The sequence below is a fragment of the Micromonospora sp. WMMD964 genome, assembly GCF_029581455.1.
Classification (GTDB): Bacteria; Actinomycetota; Actinomycetes; order Mycobacteriales; family Micromonosporaceae; genus Micromonospora.
Window position 1 is genome coordinate 776,327 of record NZ_CP120860.1, and the last position, 16,509, is coordinate 792,835.

13 protein-coding genes are annotated in these 16,509 nt (G+C 73.5%); 6 read left to right on the plus strand and 7 right to left on the minus strand.

Translation table 11 applies throughout. The features are described from left to right. Window positions 1-95 precede the first annotated feature (95 nt). Together hpt and O7616_RS03690 are read right to left on the minus strand one after the other, a co-directional pair. Complete coding sequence (gene hpt, locus O7616_RS03685; protein WP_030328005.1) at window positions 96-671, minus strand: hypoxanthine phosphoribosyltransferase; 576 nt, start codon at window positions 669-671, stop codon at window positions 96-98. A gap of 100 nt (window positions 672-771) precedes the next feature. Next, window positions 772-921: a hypothetical protein gene (locus tag O7616_RS03690; protein WP_282264947.1), complete on the minus strand. Its 150-nt coding sequence runs from the start codon at window positions 919-921 to the stop codon at window positions 772-774. Window positions 922-1,059: 138 nt separating this feature from the next. Here O7616_RS03690 and O7616_RS03695 point away from each other — a divergent pair, with 138 nt between their 5' ends. Further along, window positions 1,060-2,025 (plus strand): helix-turn-helix domain-containing protein, encoded by a 966-nt coding sequence (locus O7616_RS03695; protein ID WP_282264018.1) that lies wholly within the window; start codon window positions 1,060-1,062, stop codon window positions 2,023-2,025. Window positions 2,026-2,034: 9 nt separating this feature from the next. Here O7616_RS03695 and tilS read toward each other — a convergent pair whose 3' ends face one another. The 3 genes from tilS to dacB form a co-directional block, all read right to left on the minus strand. After that, window positions 2,035-3,027: a tRNA lysidine(34) synthetase TilS gene (gene tilS / locus O7616_RS03700; protein WP_282305616.1), complete on the minus strand. Its 993-nt coding sequence runs from the start codon at window positions 3,025-3,027 to the stop codon at window positions 2,035-2,037. A gap of 10 nt (window positions 3,028-3,037) precedes the next feature. Beyond that, window positions 3,038-4,108: a zinc-dependent metalloprotease gene (locus O7616_RS03705; protein WP_088991339.1), complete on the minus strand. Its 1,071-nt coding sequence runs from the start codon at window positions 4,106-4,108 to the stop codon at window positions 3,038-3,040. 87 nt (window positions 4,109-4,195) lie between these two features. Next, on the minus strand, window positions 4,196-5,671 hold the full coding sequence (dacB, locus tag O7616_RS03710) for a D-alanyl-D-alanine carboxypeptidase/D-alanyl-D-alanine-endopeptidase (protein ID WP_348773870.1): 1,476 nt from the start codon (window positions 5,669-5,671) through the stop codon (window positions 4,196-4,198). Window positions 5,672-6,281: 610 nt separating this feature from the next. Here dacB and O7616_RS03715 point away from each other — a divergent pair. Then, window positions 6,282-6,788 carry an inorganic diphosphatase gene (locus tag O7616_RS03715; RefSeq protein WP_282264012.1) on the plus strand — a complete coding sequence of 169 codons (507 nt, stop codon included), beginning with the start codon at window positions 6,282-6,284 and terminating at the stop codon, window positions 6,786-6,788. Window positions 6,789-6,819: 31 nt separating this feature from the next. On the opposite strand, the gene eccD is transcribed toward O7616_RS03715, so the two are convergent. Then, window positions 6,820-8,223: a type VII secretion integral membrane protein EccD gene (gene eccD / locus O7616_RS03720; RefSeq protein ID WP_282305618.1), complete on the minus strand. Its 1,404-nt coding sequence runs from the start codon at window positions 8,221-8,223 to the stop codon at window positions 6,820-6,822. 101 nt (window positions 8,224-8,324) lie between these two features. On the opposite strand from eccD, the gene eccCa reads away from it, so the two are divergent. From eccCa to O7616_RS03740, 4 genes are all read left to right on the plus strand, one after another. Then, window positions 8,325-12,308 carry a type VII secretion protein EccCa gene (gene eccCa / locus O7616_RS03725; RefSeq protein WP_282305619.1) on the plus strand — a complete coding sequence of 1,328 codons (3,984 nt, stop codon included), beginning with the start codon at window positions 8,325-8,327 and terminating at the stop codon, window positions 12,306-12,308. A 74-nt stretch (window positions 12,309-12,382) separates the two neighbouring features. Next, window positions 12,383-13,723 (plus strand): type VII secretion-associated serine protease mycosin, encoded by a 1,341-nt coding sequence (mycP, locus tag O7616_RS03730; protein ID WP_282305620.1) that lies wholly within the window; start codon window positions 12,383-12,385, stop codon window positions 13,721-13,723. Window positions 13,724-13,775: 52 nt separating this feature from the next. After that, window positions 13,776-14,567 carry a phosphatase PAP2 family protein gene (locus O7616_RS03735; protein ID WP_282305621.1) on the plus strand — a complete coding sequence of 264 codons (792 nt, stop codon included), beginning with the start codon at window positions 13,776-13,778 and terminating at the stop codon, window positions 14,565-14,567. 37 nt (window positions 14,568-14,604) lie between these two features. Next, entirely contained in the window at window positions 14,605-15,312 is a 708-nt protein-coding gene (locus O7616_RS03740) for a phosphatase PAP2 family protein (protein ID WP_282305622.1), read from the plus strand. Window positions 15,313-15,324: 12 nt separating this feature from the next. On the opposite strand, the gene O7616_RS03745 is transcribed toward O7616_RS03740, so the two are convergent. Continuing rightward, on the minus strand, window positions 15,325-16,503 hold the full coding sequence (locus O7616_RS03745) for a MarP family serine protease (protein WP_282264001.1): 1,179 nt from the start codon (window positions 16,501-16,503) through the stop codon (window positions 15,325-15,327). Window positions 16,504-16,509: the final 6 nt, after the last annotated feature.

The window sequence follows — 16,509 nt, forward strand, 5'->3', positions numbered from 1 at the left end:
GAGCGCGCTGAACGTCGGCTTGATGGATGCCGATGCGAGTCGGTCTCACTCCGTCTCCGGGCCGCCCGGGGCGGCTCGGCGGCCCGCAGCGGGTGTCAGGAGCGGGCGTAGACCTCGGGCTTGAGCACGCCGACGTACGGCAGCTCCCGGTAGCGCTCGCCGAAGTCCAGCCCGTAGCCGACCACGAACTCGGTGGGGATGTCGAAGCCGACGTACTTCACCGGCACCGGCACCTTGACCGCGTCCGGCTTGCGGAACAACGCGACCACCTCGACGCTCGCCGCGGAGCGCGACTCCAGGTAGCGCAGCAGCCAGGAGAGGGTGAGCCCGGAGTCGACGATGTCCTCGACGACCACCACGTGCCGACCGGCGATGTCCCGGTCCAGGTCCTTGAGGATGCGGACGACCCCGGACGAGGTGGTGCCCTGGCCGTAGGAGGAGATGGCCATGAAGTCCAGTTCGGCCGGCGGGCCGTTGCGGCCCAACGCCCGCGCGAAGTCCGCCATGAACATCACCGCACCCTTGAGTACGCACACCAGCAGCAGCCCGTCGCCCACGTGGGCGTAGTCGGCGGAGACCTGCTTGGCCAGCTCCGCCGTCTTCTCGCGGATCTGCGCCTCGGAAATGATCACGTGGTCGATGTCGGCGTCGTACCAGGAGCCGTCAGCCATGACTCCTAGCCTGCCGTACGTCGGTTGACCTCCGTCGGCGGGGCCGCACCTTTTGGCGCGGTCCCGCCCAGGATTTTCTGCGCAAATCTCGCTAATCACATCAGTTGGTGCGGGAACGCCATCGACGACCGCCATCGCTCGGCTTCCAGTCGGCCGAATCGTGGCTGTCCGCGGTGAGTCCGGCCGCCGAGGCGGCGGCGAGCAGGACGAGGAACAGGAGAAGGAACAGGAACTCCATGGCGGCGCTCACTTTCGCATGGTTGCTGTCGGTTTCGCCGCCGGTGCGCACCGGACTGAGACCAGTCTGCGCCTCCTCGAATCACCCGGACAGTGGCAGGAATGCCATTGACCATCGATTTACTGCCACCGGTCGGGTTACCCTCGTCACATGCTCCGATCCGTCGCCGTTCTCGCCCTGGACCAGGTCGCCCCGTTCGAGCTCGGCGTGCTCGCCGAGGTGTTCGGCACCGACCGCACCGCCGACGGCTTCCCCGGCTACCGCTTCCAGGTGTGCAGCCCGGACGGCGCTCCGGTGCGTACCTCGTCCGGCTTCCACCTCACCCCGCACGCCGACCTCGGCCCGGTCGACGAGGCCGACCTGGTCGCCGTCCCCGCGCACAGCCAGGGCACCACCACCGTCCCCGGCCCGGTGCTCGACGCGCTACGCCGCGCCGACGCGCGTGGCGCGTACCTGTTCAGCGTCTGCTCCGGGGCCTTCCTGCTCGGCGAGGCCGGGCTGCTCGACGACCGGGAGTGCACGACCCACTGGCGGCACGTGGACGAGTTGCAGGCCCGCCACCCGCGCGCCCGCGTACGGTGCAACTCGCTCTACGTCCAGGACGGTCGGCTGCTCACCAGCGCCGGCACGGCGGCCGGCATCGACGCCTGCCTGCACCTGATCCGCCAGGAGCACGGCTCGGCCACGGCGACCCGGCTGGCCCGACGGATGGTGGTCCCGCCGCACCGTGACGGCGGGCAGTCCCAGTACGTCGAGGCGCCCATCCCGAAGGCACCCGAGGCACCCACTCTGGAACCGGTGTTGGAGTGGCTGATGGGTCACCTGGACCGGACGATCACCGTGGAGGAGCTGGCCGCGCGTGCCGGCATGGCACCGCGTACGTTCGCCCGCCGGTTCCGCGCCGAGACCGGCACCACCCCGCACGACTGGCTCACCAACCAGCGGGTGCTGCTGGCCCGACGGCTGCTGGAGGAGACCCCGTTGAGCGTGGAGGCGGTCGCCGACCAGGCCGGCTTCGGCGACGCGGCGGCACTGCGTCACCACTTCAGCCGCCGCGTCGGTGCCACCCCACACAGCTACCGGACCACCTTCCGGGACCGAGCCCACAGCGGCTGACCGGGCCGCTCAGCCGGGCGGGACGACGGACAACCGGTCGGCTCGGCGGAGCACCCGGACGCCGCCGGGCAGGTCGGCCGGGCCCTGCCCGCGCCAGGCGGTGACCAGGGCGTCCAGGGCACTCACGTGCCGGTGCGACAAGGCACCCGGTAGGGCACCGAGCTCACGGGCCCAGGAGTGCAGCACCCGGCCGCGTACCGCGGGGGCCAGGGCGAGCAGCGTCGGCGCGGAGAGCCCTCCGTCGGGGTGTCGAGCCGCCGCCAGCGCCGCCTCCGCCACCTCGTCGAGGGCGGCGTTGTCGGCCGCCACCAACCGGGCGGTACGCGCGAGGTTGTCCACCACGCCGGGCCCGAGCGCCCGCACCAACGCCGGGAGCAGGTCGGCCCGCACCCGGGAGCGGGCGTACGACGGGTCGGTGTTGTGCGGGTCCTGCCACGGGCTCAACCCGAGCACCGCGCAGGCGGCCCGCGTCTGGTCCCGACCGATCTCCAGGAGCGGACGCAACAGCGGCACCCCCTCCAGCTCCCGCCGGGCCGGCATCCCGGCCAGCCCGCGTGGGCCGGCGCCCCGGGCGAGCGCCAGCAGCACCGTCTCGGCCTGGTCGTCACGCGTGTGCCCGGTGAGCACCGCGACCGCGTCGTGCTGCCGGGCGGCTTCGGTCAGCGCCTCGTACCGGGCCTCCCGGGCAGCCGCCTCCGGCCCACCAGGACGCCCCGCCACCTCCACCCGGGCGACCGACGCGGCGGTGAAACCGGCCCCACGGGCCCAGGCGGCCACCGCCTCGGCCCGCTGCGCGGACCCGTTCTGCAGGCCGTGGTCGACGGTGACGAGCACCGTGGTGCGACCCAGCCGGGGTGCGACGAACACGGTTGCCGCCGCGAGGGCGAGCGAGTCGGCACCGCCCGAACAGGCGACGAGGACCGGCCCGTCCGGGGGCAGGCCGGTCAGAGCACGGCGGACCGCCACCCGGATCGCGGCCACCGGCGGGGCGAGCGCGGCCACCGGCGGGTGGTCAGCCAGCGGCCGGGATGGTGCCGGCCGGGCCGTGCACCCGGGCGACCCAGGCGTCCGGGTCACCCAACTCCGACAGTCGCGGCAGGGTGAGCGGCGAGTTGAAGATCGAGTTGAACCCTTCCATGCCGACCCGTTCCACCACACCGTGCACGAACTTGCGCCCCTCGGCGTACTGGCGCATCTTGACGTCCACCCCGAGCAGCCGGCGGATCGCCTTCTCCAACGGGTTGCCGGCCTCCCGGCGTCGGTTGAACGACGCCCGGATCCGCTCCACGCTGGGGATCACCTGCGGGCCGACGCCGTCCATGACGAACTCGGCGTGCCCCTCCAGCAGGGTCATCAACGCGGTGAGCCGGTCCAGCACGGCCCGCTGCGCCGGGGTCTGCACGATGTCCAGCACGCTGGTGCGGCTGTCCTGGTCACGAACCGCCTCGGACAGGGTGGCCACCCCGCGCCGCAACCGCTCGACCAGGTGCTCGCTCCCGCTGGACGAGGCGTCGACGAACGCCTGCACCTCGCTCAGGAAGTAGGCCCGCATCCACGGAACGGCGGTGAACTGGGTCCGGTGGGTCACCTCGTGCAGGCAGACCCAGAGACGGAAGTCCCGAGGGTCGGCACCGAGCTTGCGCTCCACCTCGACGATGTTCGGCGCGACCAGGAGCAGTTGGCCCGGGTCGGCAGAGAAGACCTCGTACTGGCCGAGCACCCGGCCGGAGAGGTAGGCCAGCACCGTCCCGGCCTGCACCCCGGTCAACCTGGACCCGATCGCCTCGGTCAACGCGCCCGGCTGCTTGTCACCGGAGAGCCGGCTCACCAGCGGGGTGATCACCTCACGGAGGCCGGCGATGTTGGTCGCGGCCCAGTCGCGGCGGTCGACCACCCGCACCGGCGGGTGCGACACCTGCGCCGTCAACCCGGTGTAGTCGGCCACGTGCCCGGCCGCCTCGTCGGTCAGCCGGCGCAGGTCGCCGACCACGTCGGTGGCCTCGGCGTACGACACCCGAGGGCCCGACTTGCTCAGCGCCCCCGCGGTGGCGGCGGCCAGATCCCAGTCCACGAACTGCGCCATGAACCCACCGTACCCGCGCCGCGACACCCCGGCCCGGCCTCGCGTCCTCGATCGACGCCGATGACGGCTTCGGCCGGACGACCCGGGTCAGCCGCAGCCACAGCCGGCCAGCGCGGCGGTGATCCGGTCCAACGCCGGTTGGGCGGTCTCCTTCCCGCCCGGCACCCGGTCGGTGAGCACGGCGAAGGTGAGCAGCCGACCGTCGGCGGTGGTGACCAGACCCGCGATGGAGTGCACGGCGGTCAGCGTGCCGGTCTTGGCGCGGACGCTGCCCGCCCCGGCGGCGGTGCCGGGGGTGTTCCGGTAGCGCTCGTCCAGAGTCCCGGACCAGCCGCCCACCGGCAGACCGCCGAACACACCCGCCAACTCCGGATGGTCCGGGCTGGCCGCCAGCCGGACCAGGTCGGTCAGTAGCGAGGGGCTGATCCGGTTGCGGCGGGACAACCCGCTGCCGTCGGAGAGGGTGATCTCGTCGGCGGGCAGGCCCAGCTCGGCCACCTGCGCGTCCATCGCGGCGGCGCCACCGTCGAACGAGGCCGGCTGGTTGCGGGCCAACGCGACCTGGCGGGCCAACGCCTCGGCCACCAGGTTGTCACTCTCGCTGATCATGATGTCGACCAGCCGGATCATCGGCGGGGACTGCACCACCCCCAGCTCAGCACCGGGTGCCGGAGTGCCACCGGCTGCGGCCTGGGCAGGAGCCGGCGCCGTGCCGCGCTTCACGGCGTCGGTCGGCACCCCGAGCAGCCGGGCGAACGCCTTGCCCGCGGCCAGGTCCGGTTCGGCGAACCGCTCGGCCGCCCCGTGGTCGACCCCCGGATCCCTGCGTGCCCCGTCGGTCATCAGAGCGGTCACCGCGCCACCGGACCCGCCGGTGGGGATGTCGTCGTCCCAGCCCGGGCCGTAGACCGGGCCGGAGTAGACCGAGCCGTCGACCGTCACGCTGGTCGGGGTGGCCCCGCCGAGCGCGGTACGCACCTGGGCAGCCAGGTCGTCAAGGCGCGCCGCCCCCGGGTAGTAGCCCTTCTTGTCGATCGCCAGGGTGGGATCGCCGCCCCCGATGATCACCACTTCGCCGGCCTTCGCACCGGCCACCGCGCGGGTGGGTATCCGGTAGCCGGGCCCACGGGCGGCCAGCGCCGTCACCCCGGTCGCCAGCTTGGTCACCGAGGCGGGGACCGTGCCGTCGTCCGCCCCCTTGGCGAACAGCGTCTGGCCGGAGATCACGTCGGCCACCGAGACGTTCACCCGGCTGCCGAGGGCGGCGACGCCGACCAGCGGGTCGAGCACGGCACGAACCCCGTCGGCGGTGGGCAACGGCGCATTCTGGTCCGGGCCGGCCAAAACGTCCGACGGATCGGGATCCGGGTTCACCCTGGCAGCCGTGGGGCGGGCTCCGGCGTCGTCGCCAAGCCAGCCGGCGACCGGGCCGGGTCGGGTGATGACGACTCCGACGCCGGCGAGCACGAGCAGCAACACGACGGCCAGCACCACGGGTAGGCGCCGACGACGCTTCGGCGGGACAGGTGCGGGTGCCGGCGCGGCGTCGGCGGGCGCGGGCAGCGCGGAGATCGGCGGACCCAGCGGCGGGGCTCCGCCCGGGCCGTTCCGGGCGTGGCCGGACGCCGGGCTGACCGGCGCGGGGCTGACCGGCACCGAGGCACTGCCGCGTGGCGAACCGCCGGAGGCGGGGCTGACCGGCACCGAGGCACTGCCCCGTGGCGAACCGCCCGTCGCCGGGCTGACCGGGACCGAGGCGTTCCCGCTCGCCGGTCGGTCACCGCCGAGCACCGGGAAGCGGCCGTTGTTCGGGCCGGGGGGTGGCGATCCGCCCGGCGGGCGCCAGGGTAGCGGCGGGGGCCGCTCGGGGGACGCCTCCGGCACCTGGTTCACCGGCTCGGGCGTCCGGGGAAGGTGGGCCTCGGGCACCGGGACACGGCCCGTCGCACCACCGGACCCGGATCGTCCGGTACCGTGCGCGGAGCCCCCGTCCGGGCGGTAGTGTGAATCTTCCCTCCCCACGACCCCCTCCTCCCCCAGCGAAAATCGGCTTGGGTGACACTACTTCGGTCCGAAGACTATGCGGCGGCCGGAGTCGGCGGGTGGGCATTCACCTGTCCGGAGGGCGCCAGTGGTTCCGTTAGCCAGCGTGGGCAGACGAGGGAGCGTGCAGATGGATTTCGACGTTACGGTTGAGATCCCCAAGGGTCACCGGAACAAGTACGAGGTGGACCACAAGACCGGCCGAATCCGGTTGGACCGCACCCTCTTCACCTCGACTCAGTACCCGGCCGACTACGGGTTCATCGAGGGCACGCTGGGCGAGGACGGCGACCCGCTGGACGCCCTGGTGCTGGTCCCCGAGCCGACCTTCCCGGGCTGCCTGATCCGCTGCCGCACCATCGGCATGTTCCGGATGACGGACGAGAAGGGCGGGGACGACAAGGTCCTCTGCGTGCCCTACGAGGACCCTCGCCAGGAGCACCTGCGCGACATCCACCACCTCGGCGAGTTCGACCGGCTGGAGATCCAGCACTTCTTCGAGGTTTACAAGGACCTGGAGCCCGGCAAGTCGGTGGAGGGCGCGACCTGGGTCGGCCGCACCGAGGCCGAGGCCGAGATCCAGGCCTCCTACCAGCGGGCCAGGGACGCCGAGGCGCGTGGCGAGACCATCCACTGACACAGCCTGACGCACCGGGCCCGGGGGCCGCTCAACCGAGCAACCCCCGGGCCCGGTCGTACAGGTCGAGCACCGCGCAGACGACCGGCACCACGGCGACCACCAGGGCCGCGTCGGTGAGGTCGGCGGCCCTTCCGACGTACGGCGAGACCGGCCGGCGCGCGTACCCGGTGCCGGCGGCGACGGTCACCAGGGCCAGCACCGCACCGCCCAGGACCAGCGCGAGCCGTCCCGGCTCGTCCACCCGGCCGACCAGTACGGCGCCGAGCAGCGCGTAGCCGGCCAACCCGGCGAGGACCGTCGGGACGCGGTGCCGCAGCGCCACGAACAGTCGCGAGCGCAGCAGCAGCACGGCTGAGGTGACGGCCACGAGAATCCGGCCGGCGGTTCCACCGACCACAGCGAGTACGAGGGCCGCGCCCACGGCCGACACGGCGTGCCCGATCAACATGCCGGTGAGCATCTCCTCGGTGCGGATCACCGCGGCGTGCACCCGGCTCCGGTCCGGCAGATCGCGGACCCGCGCCGGCTCGTCCCCGGTCGTCGAGGTGGGCAGGGTGATCGGCGGCAGGGGCAGCTTGCCCAGCCGGATGGCCAGCAGCGGGATCACGCCGACGGCGAAGACCAGCGCGCCGAGCAGCACTGCCGCCGTACCCGCCGAGGTCAGCAGCAGCCCACCGAGCGCGGCCCCGGCACCGGCCAGGCCGACCGTGACACCGGCGACGAAGACCCGGAGCCGGCTGGCCACTCCGAGCAGGCCGATCAACGCCACCAGCAGCAGCGCCACCGAGCCGGCCAGCAGTTCGGGGGCGCCCACCCAGCGGGCCGGTCCGAACGGCACGAGCGGGTCGCCGGAGCCGACCGCGAGGGCGCCGGCCGTGAACGCGTACGGCAACGCGTAGCCGCCGAGCGTCGCCCCGGTCGTCCCGTCACCGTTGGCGCGGGACGCCACCGCGCCGGCCACGGTGAGCACCAGAGCGACAGTGGCGGCGACCAGCCAGCCGGTCCGTTGCGTCGGGCCGGCGGTGAACAGCGCGAGCAGACCGACGGCGAGCGGGACGGCGGCACCGGCCAGGCCCGCGACCCGGGTGGCGGTGGGTGACCAGGCGCCGCCTCGGCGGCGAGCGCCGTCGGCGATCGCCTCGACCACGTCGTCGTACTCCAGCTCGGGCCAGTGCGCGCGGGCCGGCACCAGGTGCAACACCTCGCCGTCGCGGACGCCCTGCGGCAGCAGCGCCTGGGCGGTCGCCAGCACCGCGCCGTCGGTGCGGCGCAGGACCCAGCCGCCGTGCTGCTCGCCGTCGTCGGCCAACCCGACGCCGGCGTGCCGGAGCACGTCGGGCAGCAGTTCGGCCAGGGGCACCTGCTCCGGCAGGGCGACGTCCACCCGTCGTTGCGGCGCGCTGATGGTGACGCGGGCCAGCCCGGTAGTCATCGACTTGTCTCCATATCGAGGGGGATCGGAGGCTGCGCGGACGACAGGACTTTACCTACCATGAGTCCGGCTCGGGTTACCCAGCGCAGTCAGGAGGCCGAGTGTCCACTGTCGTCATCAAGCGTCCGCCGCGCCGACCGGCGCCGGAGATCCCGGCCGGTGAGCTGCCGGTCGAGGCGCCTCCGGAGATTCCGGTGGTGGTCGGTGGGCGGTGGCAGCAGATGCTCATGCTGCTGCCGATGCTCGGCGGCACGGTCGCGATGGCGATGATGTTCGGCCGGGGTGGCGGCGCCTACTCGTACGTGGTGGGCGGGATGTTCGGCCTGTCCTCGTTGGCGATGTTGGTGACCTCCTGGGGCAGCGCCTCCGGCACCCCGAAGAAGTCCGAGATGATGGCCGCCCGCCGGGAGTACCTGCGGCACCTGGCCACGTTGCGGCGGCGGGTGCGGCGGACCGCCGGCCAGCAGCGGGCCGGGCTCTTCTACCGGCACCCCGACCCGGGGCGACTCTGGTCGACGGTGGACAGCCACCGGGTCTGGGAGCGGCGACCCGGCGACCCGGACTTCGCCGTGGTACGCGTCGCCGTCGGGCCGCAGACCCTGGCGACCCCGCTCGTCGCACCGGTCACCCGGCCACTGGAGGAGCTGGAGCCGATGACCGCCGGGGCGCTGCGCCGCTTCCTGGACGCGTACTCCGTGGTGCCGGACCTGCCGGTGGCCCTGTCGCTGCGCAGCTTCGCCCGGGTGCACGTCCGGCCCGTCGGCCGCGCCGGGGGCGGCACCCCGACCACCACCGCCGGTCCGCCCACCGGCGACCCGGCGGCGCAGGCGTTGGTCCGGGCCGTGCTGACCCAACTGGCGGTCTTCCACGCCCCCGACGAGCTGCTCGTCGCGGTCTGCGCCGGACCGGAACGCCGGGCCTGCTGGGAGTGGGTGAAGTGGCTGCCGCACGCCCACCACCCCAGCCGCACCGACGCGCTCGGCCCGCTGCGACTGGTGACCAGCTCCGCCGCCGAGTTGGAGGGGCTGCTGGCCGACGTGCTGGCCAGCCGTTCCCGGTTCAGCCCGACCGGCCCGGCCACCGACGGCCCGCACGTGGTGGTCGTCCTCGACGGCGGCGACCTGACCGGCGCCAGTGACCTGACCGGCGACGGCGGCATCGACGCGGTCACCGTGCTGGACCTGGACACTCCACCGCCTCGGCTGCTCGACCGGTACGCGCTGCTGCTGGAGTTGCACGGCCGACGCCTGCACTCGTGGTCGTCCGACGGGCATGCGGAGGTCGGGACCGCCGACCAGCTCGACCTCGCCGACGCCGAGGCGGTCGCCCGACGGTTGGCCCCCCTGCGACTCGCCGGCGCGGCCCGGGGGCCCGACTCCCCACTCCAGGCCGACCTGGGCCTGCCCGAGTTGCTCGGCCTCGGCGACCCGGAGAGTTTCACCGCCGAACAGGGCTGGCTGCCCCGCTCGCCACGGGAGCGGCTGCGGGTGCCGATCGGGGTGGGCACCGACGGCGGTGCCATCGAGCTGGATCTCAAGGAGTCCGCCCAGGACGGCATGGGACCGCACGGCCTCCTCATCGGGGCGACCGGTTCCGGCAAGTCCGAGCTGCTCCGCACGCTGGTGCTGGGGTTGGCCGCCACGCACAGCTCCGAGCAACTCAACTTCGTGCTCGTCGACTTCAAGGGCGGCGCCACGTTCGCCTCGTTCGACAGGTTGCCGCACACGGCAGCCGTGATCACCAACCTGGCCGACGCGTTGCCCCTGGTCGACCGGATGGTCGACGCCATCAACGGGGAGTTGGTCCGCCGCCAGGAGCTGCTCCGGCGCGCCGGCAACTTCGCCAGCGTGCGTGACTACGAACGGGCCCGGGCGGGCGGCACGCCGCTGGCCCCGCTGCCGTCCCTCCTGCTGATCTGCGACGAGTTCTCCGAACTGCTCTCCGCCAAGCCCGACTTCATCGACCTGTTCGTGCAGATCGGCAGGCTGGGCCGTTCGCTCGGAGTGCACCTGCTGCTCGCCAGTCAGCGACTCGAGGAGGGACGGCTTCGCGGGCTGGACACCCACCTGTCGTACCGGATCGGTCTGCGGACCTTCTCCGCGCTGGAGTCCCGCACCGTGCTGGGGGTGCCGGACGCGCACGAGCTGCCCCGCTCGCCGGGGCACGGTTACCTGCGCGCCGGCACCGACCCGCTGGCCCGGTTCAAGGCCGCGTACGTCTCCGGTGCCGTCCGTCGGCGGACCGCGACGGCCGGCACCACCGTCGAGGGTGGTGCCCGGCTGCTCACCTTCACCACGCACGCCGTACCGGTGCCCGAGCCGGCGACCCCGGTCGTGCCCGTGGTGGCCGAGGAGGAGGGCCGGGAGACACTGCTCGACCTGCTGGTGGACCGGCTCGTCGGGCAGGGGCCGCCGGCACACCAGGTCTGGCTCCCGCCGCTCGGTGATCCGCCGACCCTGGACGAGCTGCTCGGCCCGGTGGAGGTGGACCCGGCACGCGGCCTGACCGTGGGCAACCCGGAGCTGCACGGCGCGCTCGGTGTGCCGCTGGCCGTGGTGGACAAACCGTTGGAGCAGCGCCGGGACCTGCTCTGGCTGGCCCTGGACGGCGCGGCCGGGCACGTGGCGGTGGTCGGCGCGCCGCAGAGCGGCAAGTCGTCGACGCTGCGCACGCTGATCTGCGCGCTGGCGCTCACCCACACACCGGCCGAGGTGCAGGTCTACTGCCTGGACTTCGGTGGCGGCGGGTTGGCCGCGCTGCGCGACCTTCCGCACGTGGGCGGGGTCGCCGGTCGGGCCGACCCGACGGCCGTACGGCGCACCGTCGGCGAGATGACCACACTGCTGGCCGACCGGGAACGCCGGTTCGCGGAGCTGGGCGTGGAGTCGATGGCCGCGTACCGGCAGCGCCGCGCCGCGGCGGGGGCGACCAACCAGCCGGGCGTCGATCCGTTCGGTGACGTGTTCCTGGTCGTCGACGGGTGGAGCACGGTCCGAGGCGAGTACGACGACCTGGAGCCGCTGGTCACCGACCTGGCCACCCGGGGCCTGTCGTACGGGGTGCACGTGGTCGCCACCGCGCTGCGCTGGCTGGATTTCCGTCCGGCGATCCGGGACCTGTTCGGCTCACGGCTGGAGTTGCGCCTCGGCGACCCGTCCGACTCGCTGGTGGCGAGGCGTGCCGCCGCGAACGTTCCGGAGCGCGCCGGCCGTGGGGTGACCGCGGAGGGCCTGCACTTCCTCACCGCGGTGCCACAACTCGCCGCCACCGGGGACACGGCGGATCTGGTGAAGCGGGCCGCCGACGGGTGGGCGGGTCCTCCGGCGCCCCGGGTCCGGCTGCTGCCGCCCGTGCTCCCGTACGCCGACCTGGACCTCGCCGCGACGACCGGCCTGCGGCTGCCGATCGGGATCGCGGAGGCGGACCTACGCCCGGTGCTGCTCGACTTCGCCACCGAGCCGCATTTCGTGGTCTTCGGTGACTCGGAGTGCGGCAAGTCGTCGTTCCTGCGGGCGCTGGCCACGTCGATCATCACGCGGTTCACTCCCGAGCAGGCCCGGGTCATCCTGGTCGACTACCGACGCAGTCTGCTCGGCGCGATCGAGACGCCGCACCTGATCGGGTACGGCACCGCCGCCGCGCACACCGCCGAGCTGATCGAGTCGGCCGCCGGTTACCTGGAGCGGCGGGCCCCCGGGCCGGAGGTCACCCCGCAACAACTGCGGGACCGCTCCTGGTGGTCCGGGCCGGAGCTGTTCGTGCTGGTGGACGACTACGACCTGGTGGCGGCCGGCCCGGCGAACCCCCTGCGGGCGTTGGAGGAGCACCTGCCGCACGCCCGCGACGTCGGGCTGCACCTGGTGTTGGCCCGCCGGTCCGGTGGCGCGGGCCGCGCCCAGTACGAGCCGATCGTGCAGCGGCTGCGGGAACTGTCCACCGCCGGTCTGGTGATGGCGGGCAGCCCGGACGAGGGCGCACTGGTCGGGCCGGTGCGACCCGGACCGCTGCCGCCGGGGCGTGGTCGACTGGTCACCCGGCGGGAGGGCGTACGCCTCGTCCAGCTGGCACAACTTCCGCCATCATGACCTGACTCGCCAGTTCCTCCCGTGACAGGTGGGGAAACCGGTAATCTCCGATCGTCATGGTTCCGTCGGGATGAATGGCTGGGAATGTGACTGGGGTTCGGCACTGCGGTCCGTCAGCGGCGCGCCGGGCGTTCGTCCGGGCGCTGCTCGGTGTCGCCGCGGCGTTCGCTGTCGTGGCCCCGACCGTGGCGGCGGTGCCCGTCGCCGCTCCCACCGAGGGGGGCCAGCTCGCCGGCGGGCCGGTGGCGTTCGCTCCTGGCGATGCCGTCGCCCGCACCGACCAGGTGCGCGACGAGCAGTGGCAGCTCGACGAGTTGCGGGCCGAGACGGCGTGGCGCACCTCGACGGGTCGGGGTGTGACAGTCGCCGTGGTGGACTCCGGAGTGGACGGCAACCATCCCGACCTGGTCGGCCAGGTGCTGCCCGGCAAGGATCTGGTCGGCCCCGGCGGCGGGGCGGGTCCGGATCCGGTGGGCCACGGCACGACGGTCGCCGGCCTGATCGCCGGGCGCAAGGACGACAAACGAGGTGTCGTCGGCCTGGCCCCGGACGCCCGGATCCTCCCGGTCCGGGTGCTCGACGAGCAGAACCGCTACGACGATGCGTTGATCGTCGCCCAGGGGGTCCGCTGGGCGGTCGATAACGGCGCCCGCGTGATCAACCTGTCCCTGGGCGGCAGCGGCGACAGCCCGGCCCTGGCCGCGGCCCTGGACTACGCGTTCGTCCGGGACGTGGTCGTGATCGCCTGCACCGGCAACCTGGCCACCTCCACCAGCACCAAGGTCTGGTACCCGGCCCGAGAGCCGGGCGTGGTCGCGGTCGCCGGCCTCGAACGCGGCAGCGACAACCTGTGGTCCGGTTCGATCACCGGGCGGGCGACGGTGCTCACCGCTCCCGCCAGCGGGCTGGTCGGCGCGAAGTCCCCCGACGGGTACTGGCGGGTGCAGGGCACGAGCTTCGCCGCACCACTGGTGACGGCCACCGCCGCGCTGGTGCGGTCCCGCTATCCGCAGATGCCCGCCGGTGAGGTGGTCAACCGGTTACTGGCCACCGCCCGGGACATCGGGCCGACCGGGCGGGACGACCGCTTCGGGTACGGCGTGGTCGACCCGGTGGCCGCGCTGACCGCCGAGGTGCCGCCGGTGACCGTCAACCCGCTGGACGACCACACGTCGCCTGGTGTGACCGGTTTCGGTCCGGCGCCCGGCTCGGCCGACGACGACCCGGTGGCCGGTGCCGGCAGCGATCCGCTCGGCCTCACCGCACCCCACCAGCAGACCCGGTGGACGGCCCGGGCCGCCGGCGGCCAGGATCCGTCCGCGCCGGAGCGACTGTGGATCGGTCTCGTGCTCCTCGTCGCCCTGCTCGGCAGCGCCGCCCTGATGATCCGCCGGTTCCGGCACCGGGCTCGCTGACCGCGAGCGACCGGGAGGTCTGACCGTCCGCCCGGTCGGGTAGAACCGACGGATGAGTACGCAGCCGCCGCCCACTATCGCCCCCGCCGACCAGTCGTCCTGGCGGCACCGCCGACTCGACCCGGACCATGCTCTGGGGCTGCGGCTGACCCTGGCCTCGGTGGCGGCGTTCCTGGTGCTGGTGCCCTTCGCGCTGCTTACGCTGCTGGTCCTCGGTGCGTGGGCGCCGCTGCACCGGCTGGACACGACGGTCACCGACGCCCTGCACGGCTACGCCCAGGACCACCCGGGCTGGGTCGTGCTGATGCGGATCTGGACCGAGGTGTTCGCGCCGATGCCGCTGCGCGCCGTCGCCCTGCTCCTGGTGGTCTGGCTGCTGCGCCGGAGGGCTCGCCGGCTGGCCCTCTGGGCGACCACCACCATGGTCGTCGGCGGCTCGGTCGGCCCGCTGCTCAAACTGCTCGTCGGTCGCGACCGGCCGGAGTTGCTGGATCCGGTGGCACGGGCCGCCGGCTACTCCTTCCCCTCGGGGCACGCGCTGAACGCCACCCTGGCGGCGGGGGTGCTGCTGCTGGTGCTGCTGCCGTACGCGCGGCGGGGGGCGGCGCGGGTCGCGCTCTGGGTCGCGGCGGTGCTGCTCACCGTGCTCACCGGGCTGAGCCGGGTGGCGCTCGGCGTGCACTTCACCAGCGACGTGCTGGGTGGCTGGCTGCTCGGCGTGGCGGTGGTGGCGGCGACCACCGCCGCGTTCACCAGTTGGCGGGCGCACCAGGGCCTCCAGCCGGTCCGGCCCACCCGCGACGGCGTGGCCCCCGAGGTCGAGCGGCACCCCGGAGCGGCCTGAGGCGTGCCGTCGACGTCGGCCGGGTACTGGCCGACCCATGTCCGACACCGTGGTCCTGATCGTCCGGCGGGTTCTGCTGCCGGTGTCCCTTCTCCTCGGCCTCATGGTGCTGCTCGGGGTGCTGGTCACCCGGGTGTTCGCCCGGACCTGGCCGTTCACCGTGGAGGACGCGGTGAACCGGGAGTTGGCAGCCGACCGTACCGACGGCTGGAACAGCGTCTCGCTGGTGTTCAGCACGCTGGCCAGCACCCAGATGATCGTCGTGGTCACCGTGTTGGTGGCGCTGGTGCTACGGCTCTGGCTGAAGCGCTGGCGGGAGCCGCTGTTCCTGTGCGCGGCGGTGACCGCCCAGGCCCTGGTGTTCCTGCTGACCACGCTGGCGATCGACCGGCGGCGGCCGGCGGTGGAGCACATGGACGTCTCGCCACCCACGTCGAGCTTCCCGTCCGGGCACACCTCGGCGGCGGTGGCGCTCTACGTCGGTATCGCCGTGCTGATGGCGCTGCGGGCGCGCAGCACCGGGGCGAAGGTCGCCTGGTGGACGCTGCTGCTGATGGTGCCGCTCGGGGTGGCGCTGACCCGCATGTACCGGGGGATGCACCACCCGAGCGACGTCGTGGCGTCCTTCCTCAACGGCGGCACCTGTGTGGCGATCATGGCTCGTGCCGTGCTGGACCGAGGGCTGCGGTGGGGCCGGGCGACGCTGCCGACCGGGCGTCGACCGGCGGTGCCGGCCGGGAGTTGACCCGCGCGCCGCTCAGGTGCACTCGCCGGTGGCCACCTGCCGGTTGCGTTCGGCGCCGGCCAACGCCACCGGGCGCGCCTCGGCCGCGGTCACCGCGAAACCGGTGTTCGGGTCGTCGGCAGCAGCCGCGAAGATCACGCCGAGCACGAGGCCGTTGGCGGACAGCAGCGGACCGCCGGAGTTGCCGCTGCGCACCAGCGCCCGGATGGTGTAGATCTCCCGCGTGACGTCACCGGAGGAGTAGATGTCCGGCCCCTTGATCTTGTCGACGTCGCGGATCCGCGCCGACTGCGCGTTGTAGGGGCCGTCCAGTGGGAAGCCCAGCACGATGGCGTCCGAGCCGCTGCCCGCGTTGCCGGCGGCGAACCGCAGGGACGGACCGGGCAGCCCGGGCACCAGCAGCACCGCCAGGTCCCGGTCCGGGTCGTAGACCACCACCTTGCCGTCGTACCGTTCACCGCCCAACTCCACGGCGACCGAGCGGGTGCCGGCCACGACGTGCGCGTTCGTCATCACCCGGTCGTCGGCGTACACGAAGCCGGAGCCCTCGATGCGGCGCGAGCAGCCGGGCGCCGAGCCGAGCACCTTGACGACCGACCGTTGGCCGTTGACCACCACCTGCGAGCCCGCCAGCGCCGGGTCGGGCGGGTCGACCTGCCGGGCCCGGGTGGGCGCGAGGTCACCGAAGACGTCCGGGAACCCGTCGGTGTCGACGGTGTCCTCCAGCGCGGTGGACAACCGGTGGGCCTGTTCCGGCACGATCCGGTTGACCACGGTGATCAACGCGCTGTTGCGTACCGACGCGGCGAGCCAGGGCACCGAGGACGAGCCGAGCGGCACCGCGACCAGCCAGGCGAGCAGCAGCACCGCGAGCAACGAGACCAGTGCCCCACCCACGTCGTCGATCCGCTTGCCCACGTCGCTGGTGATCGTCTTACGCAGGTGCGAGCCGAGCCATCCGGCGAGCGCCTGCCCGACCACGGCCAGCCCGAAGATCGCCACGAGCGAGATCAGCACACGGGTGCCGGCGTCCACGAACTGTCTGGCGAACAGCGGCCCGAGCTGGAGGCCCAGCAGCAGACCGAGGAAGAAGCCGGACAGCGAGGTGATGCCGATGACGAAACCCTGGCGGTATCCGCTGATCGCGAACACGAGCATGAGCAGCAGCAGGACGAGATCCACGACGGACACGGGTCA

What these genes read in the sequence shown, in the direction of transcription:
- hpt (WP_030328005.1), bottom strand. Translation starts at nt 671, where the DNA reads ATGGCTGACGGCTCCTGGTACGACGCCGACATCGACCACGTGATCATT.
- O7616_RS03695 (WP_282264018.1), top strand. Translation starts at nt 1,060, where the DNA reads ATGCTCCGATCCGTCGCCGTTCTCGCCCTGGACCAGGTCGCCCCGTTC.
- O7616_RS03705 (WP_088991339.1), bottom strand. Translation starts at nt 4,108, where the DNA reads ATGGCGCAGTTCGTGGACTGGGATCTGGCCGCCGCCACCGCGGGGGCG.
- O7616_RS03715 (WP_282264012.1), top strand. Translation starts at nt 6,282, where the DNA reads ATGGATTTCGACGTTACGGTTGAGATCCCCAAGGGTCACCGGAACAAG.
- eccD (WP_282305618.1), bottom strand. Translation starts at nt 8,223, where the DNA reads ATGACTACCGGGCTGGCCCGCGTCACCATCAGCGCGCCGCAACGACGG.
- mycP (WP_282305620.1), top strand. Translation starts at nt 12,383, where the DNA reads ATGGCTGGGAATGTGACTGGGGTTCGGCACTGCGGTCCGTCAGCGGCG.
- O7616_RS03735 (WP_282305621.1), top strand. Translation starts at nt 13,776, where the DNA reads ATGAGTACGCAGCCGCCGCCCACTATCGCCCCCGCCGACCAGTCGTCC.
- O7616_RS03740 (WP_282305622.1), top strand. Translation starts at nt 14,605, where the DNA reads ATGTCCGACACCGTGGTCCTGATCGTCCGGCGGGTTCTGCTGCCGGTG.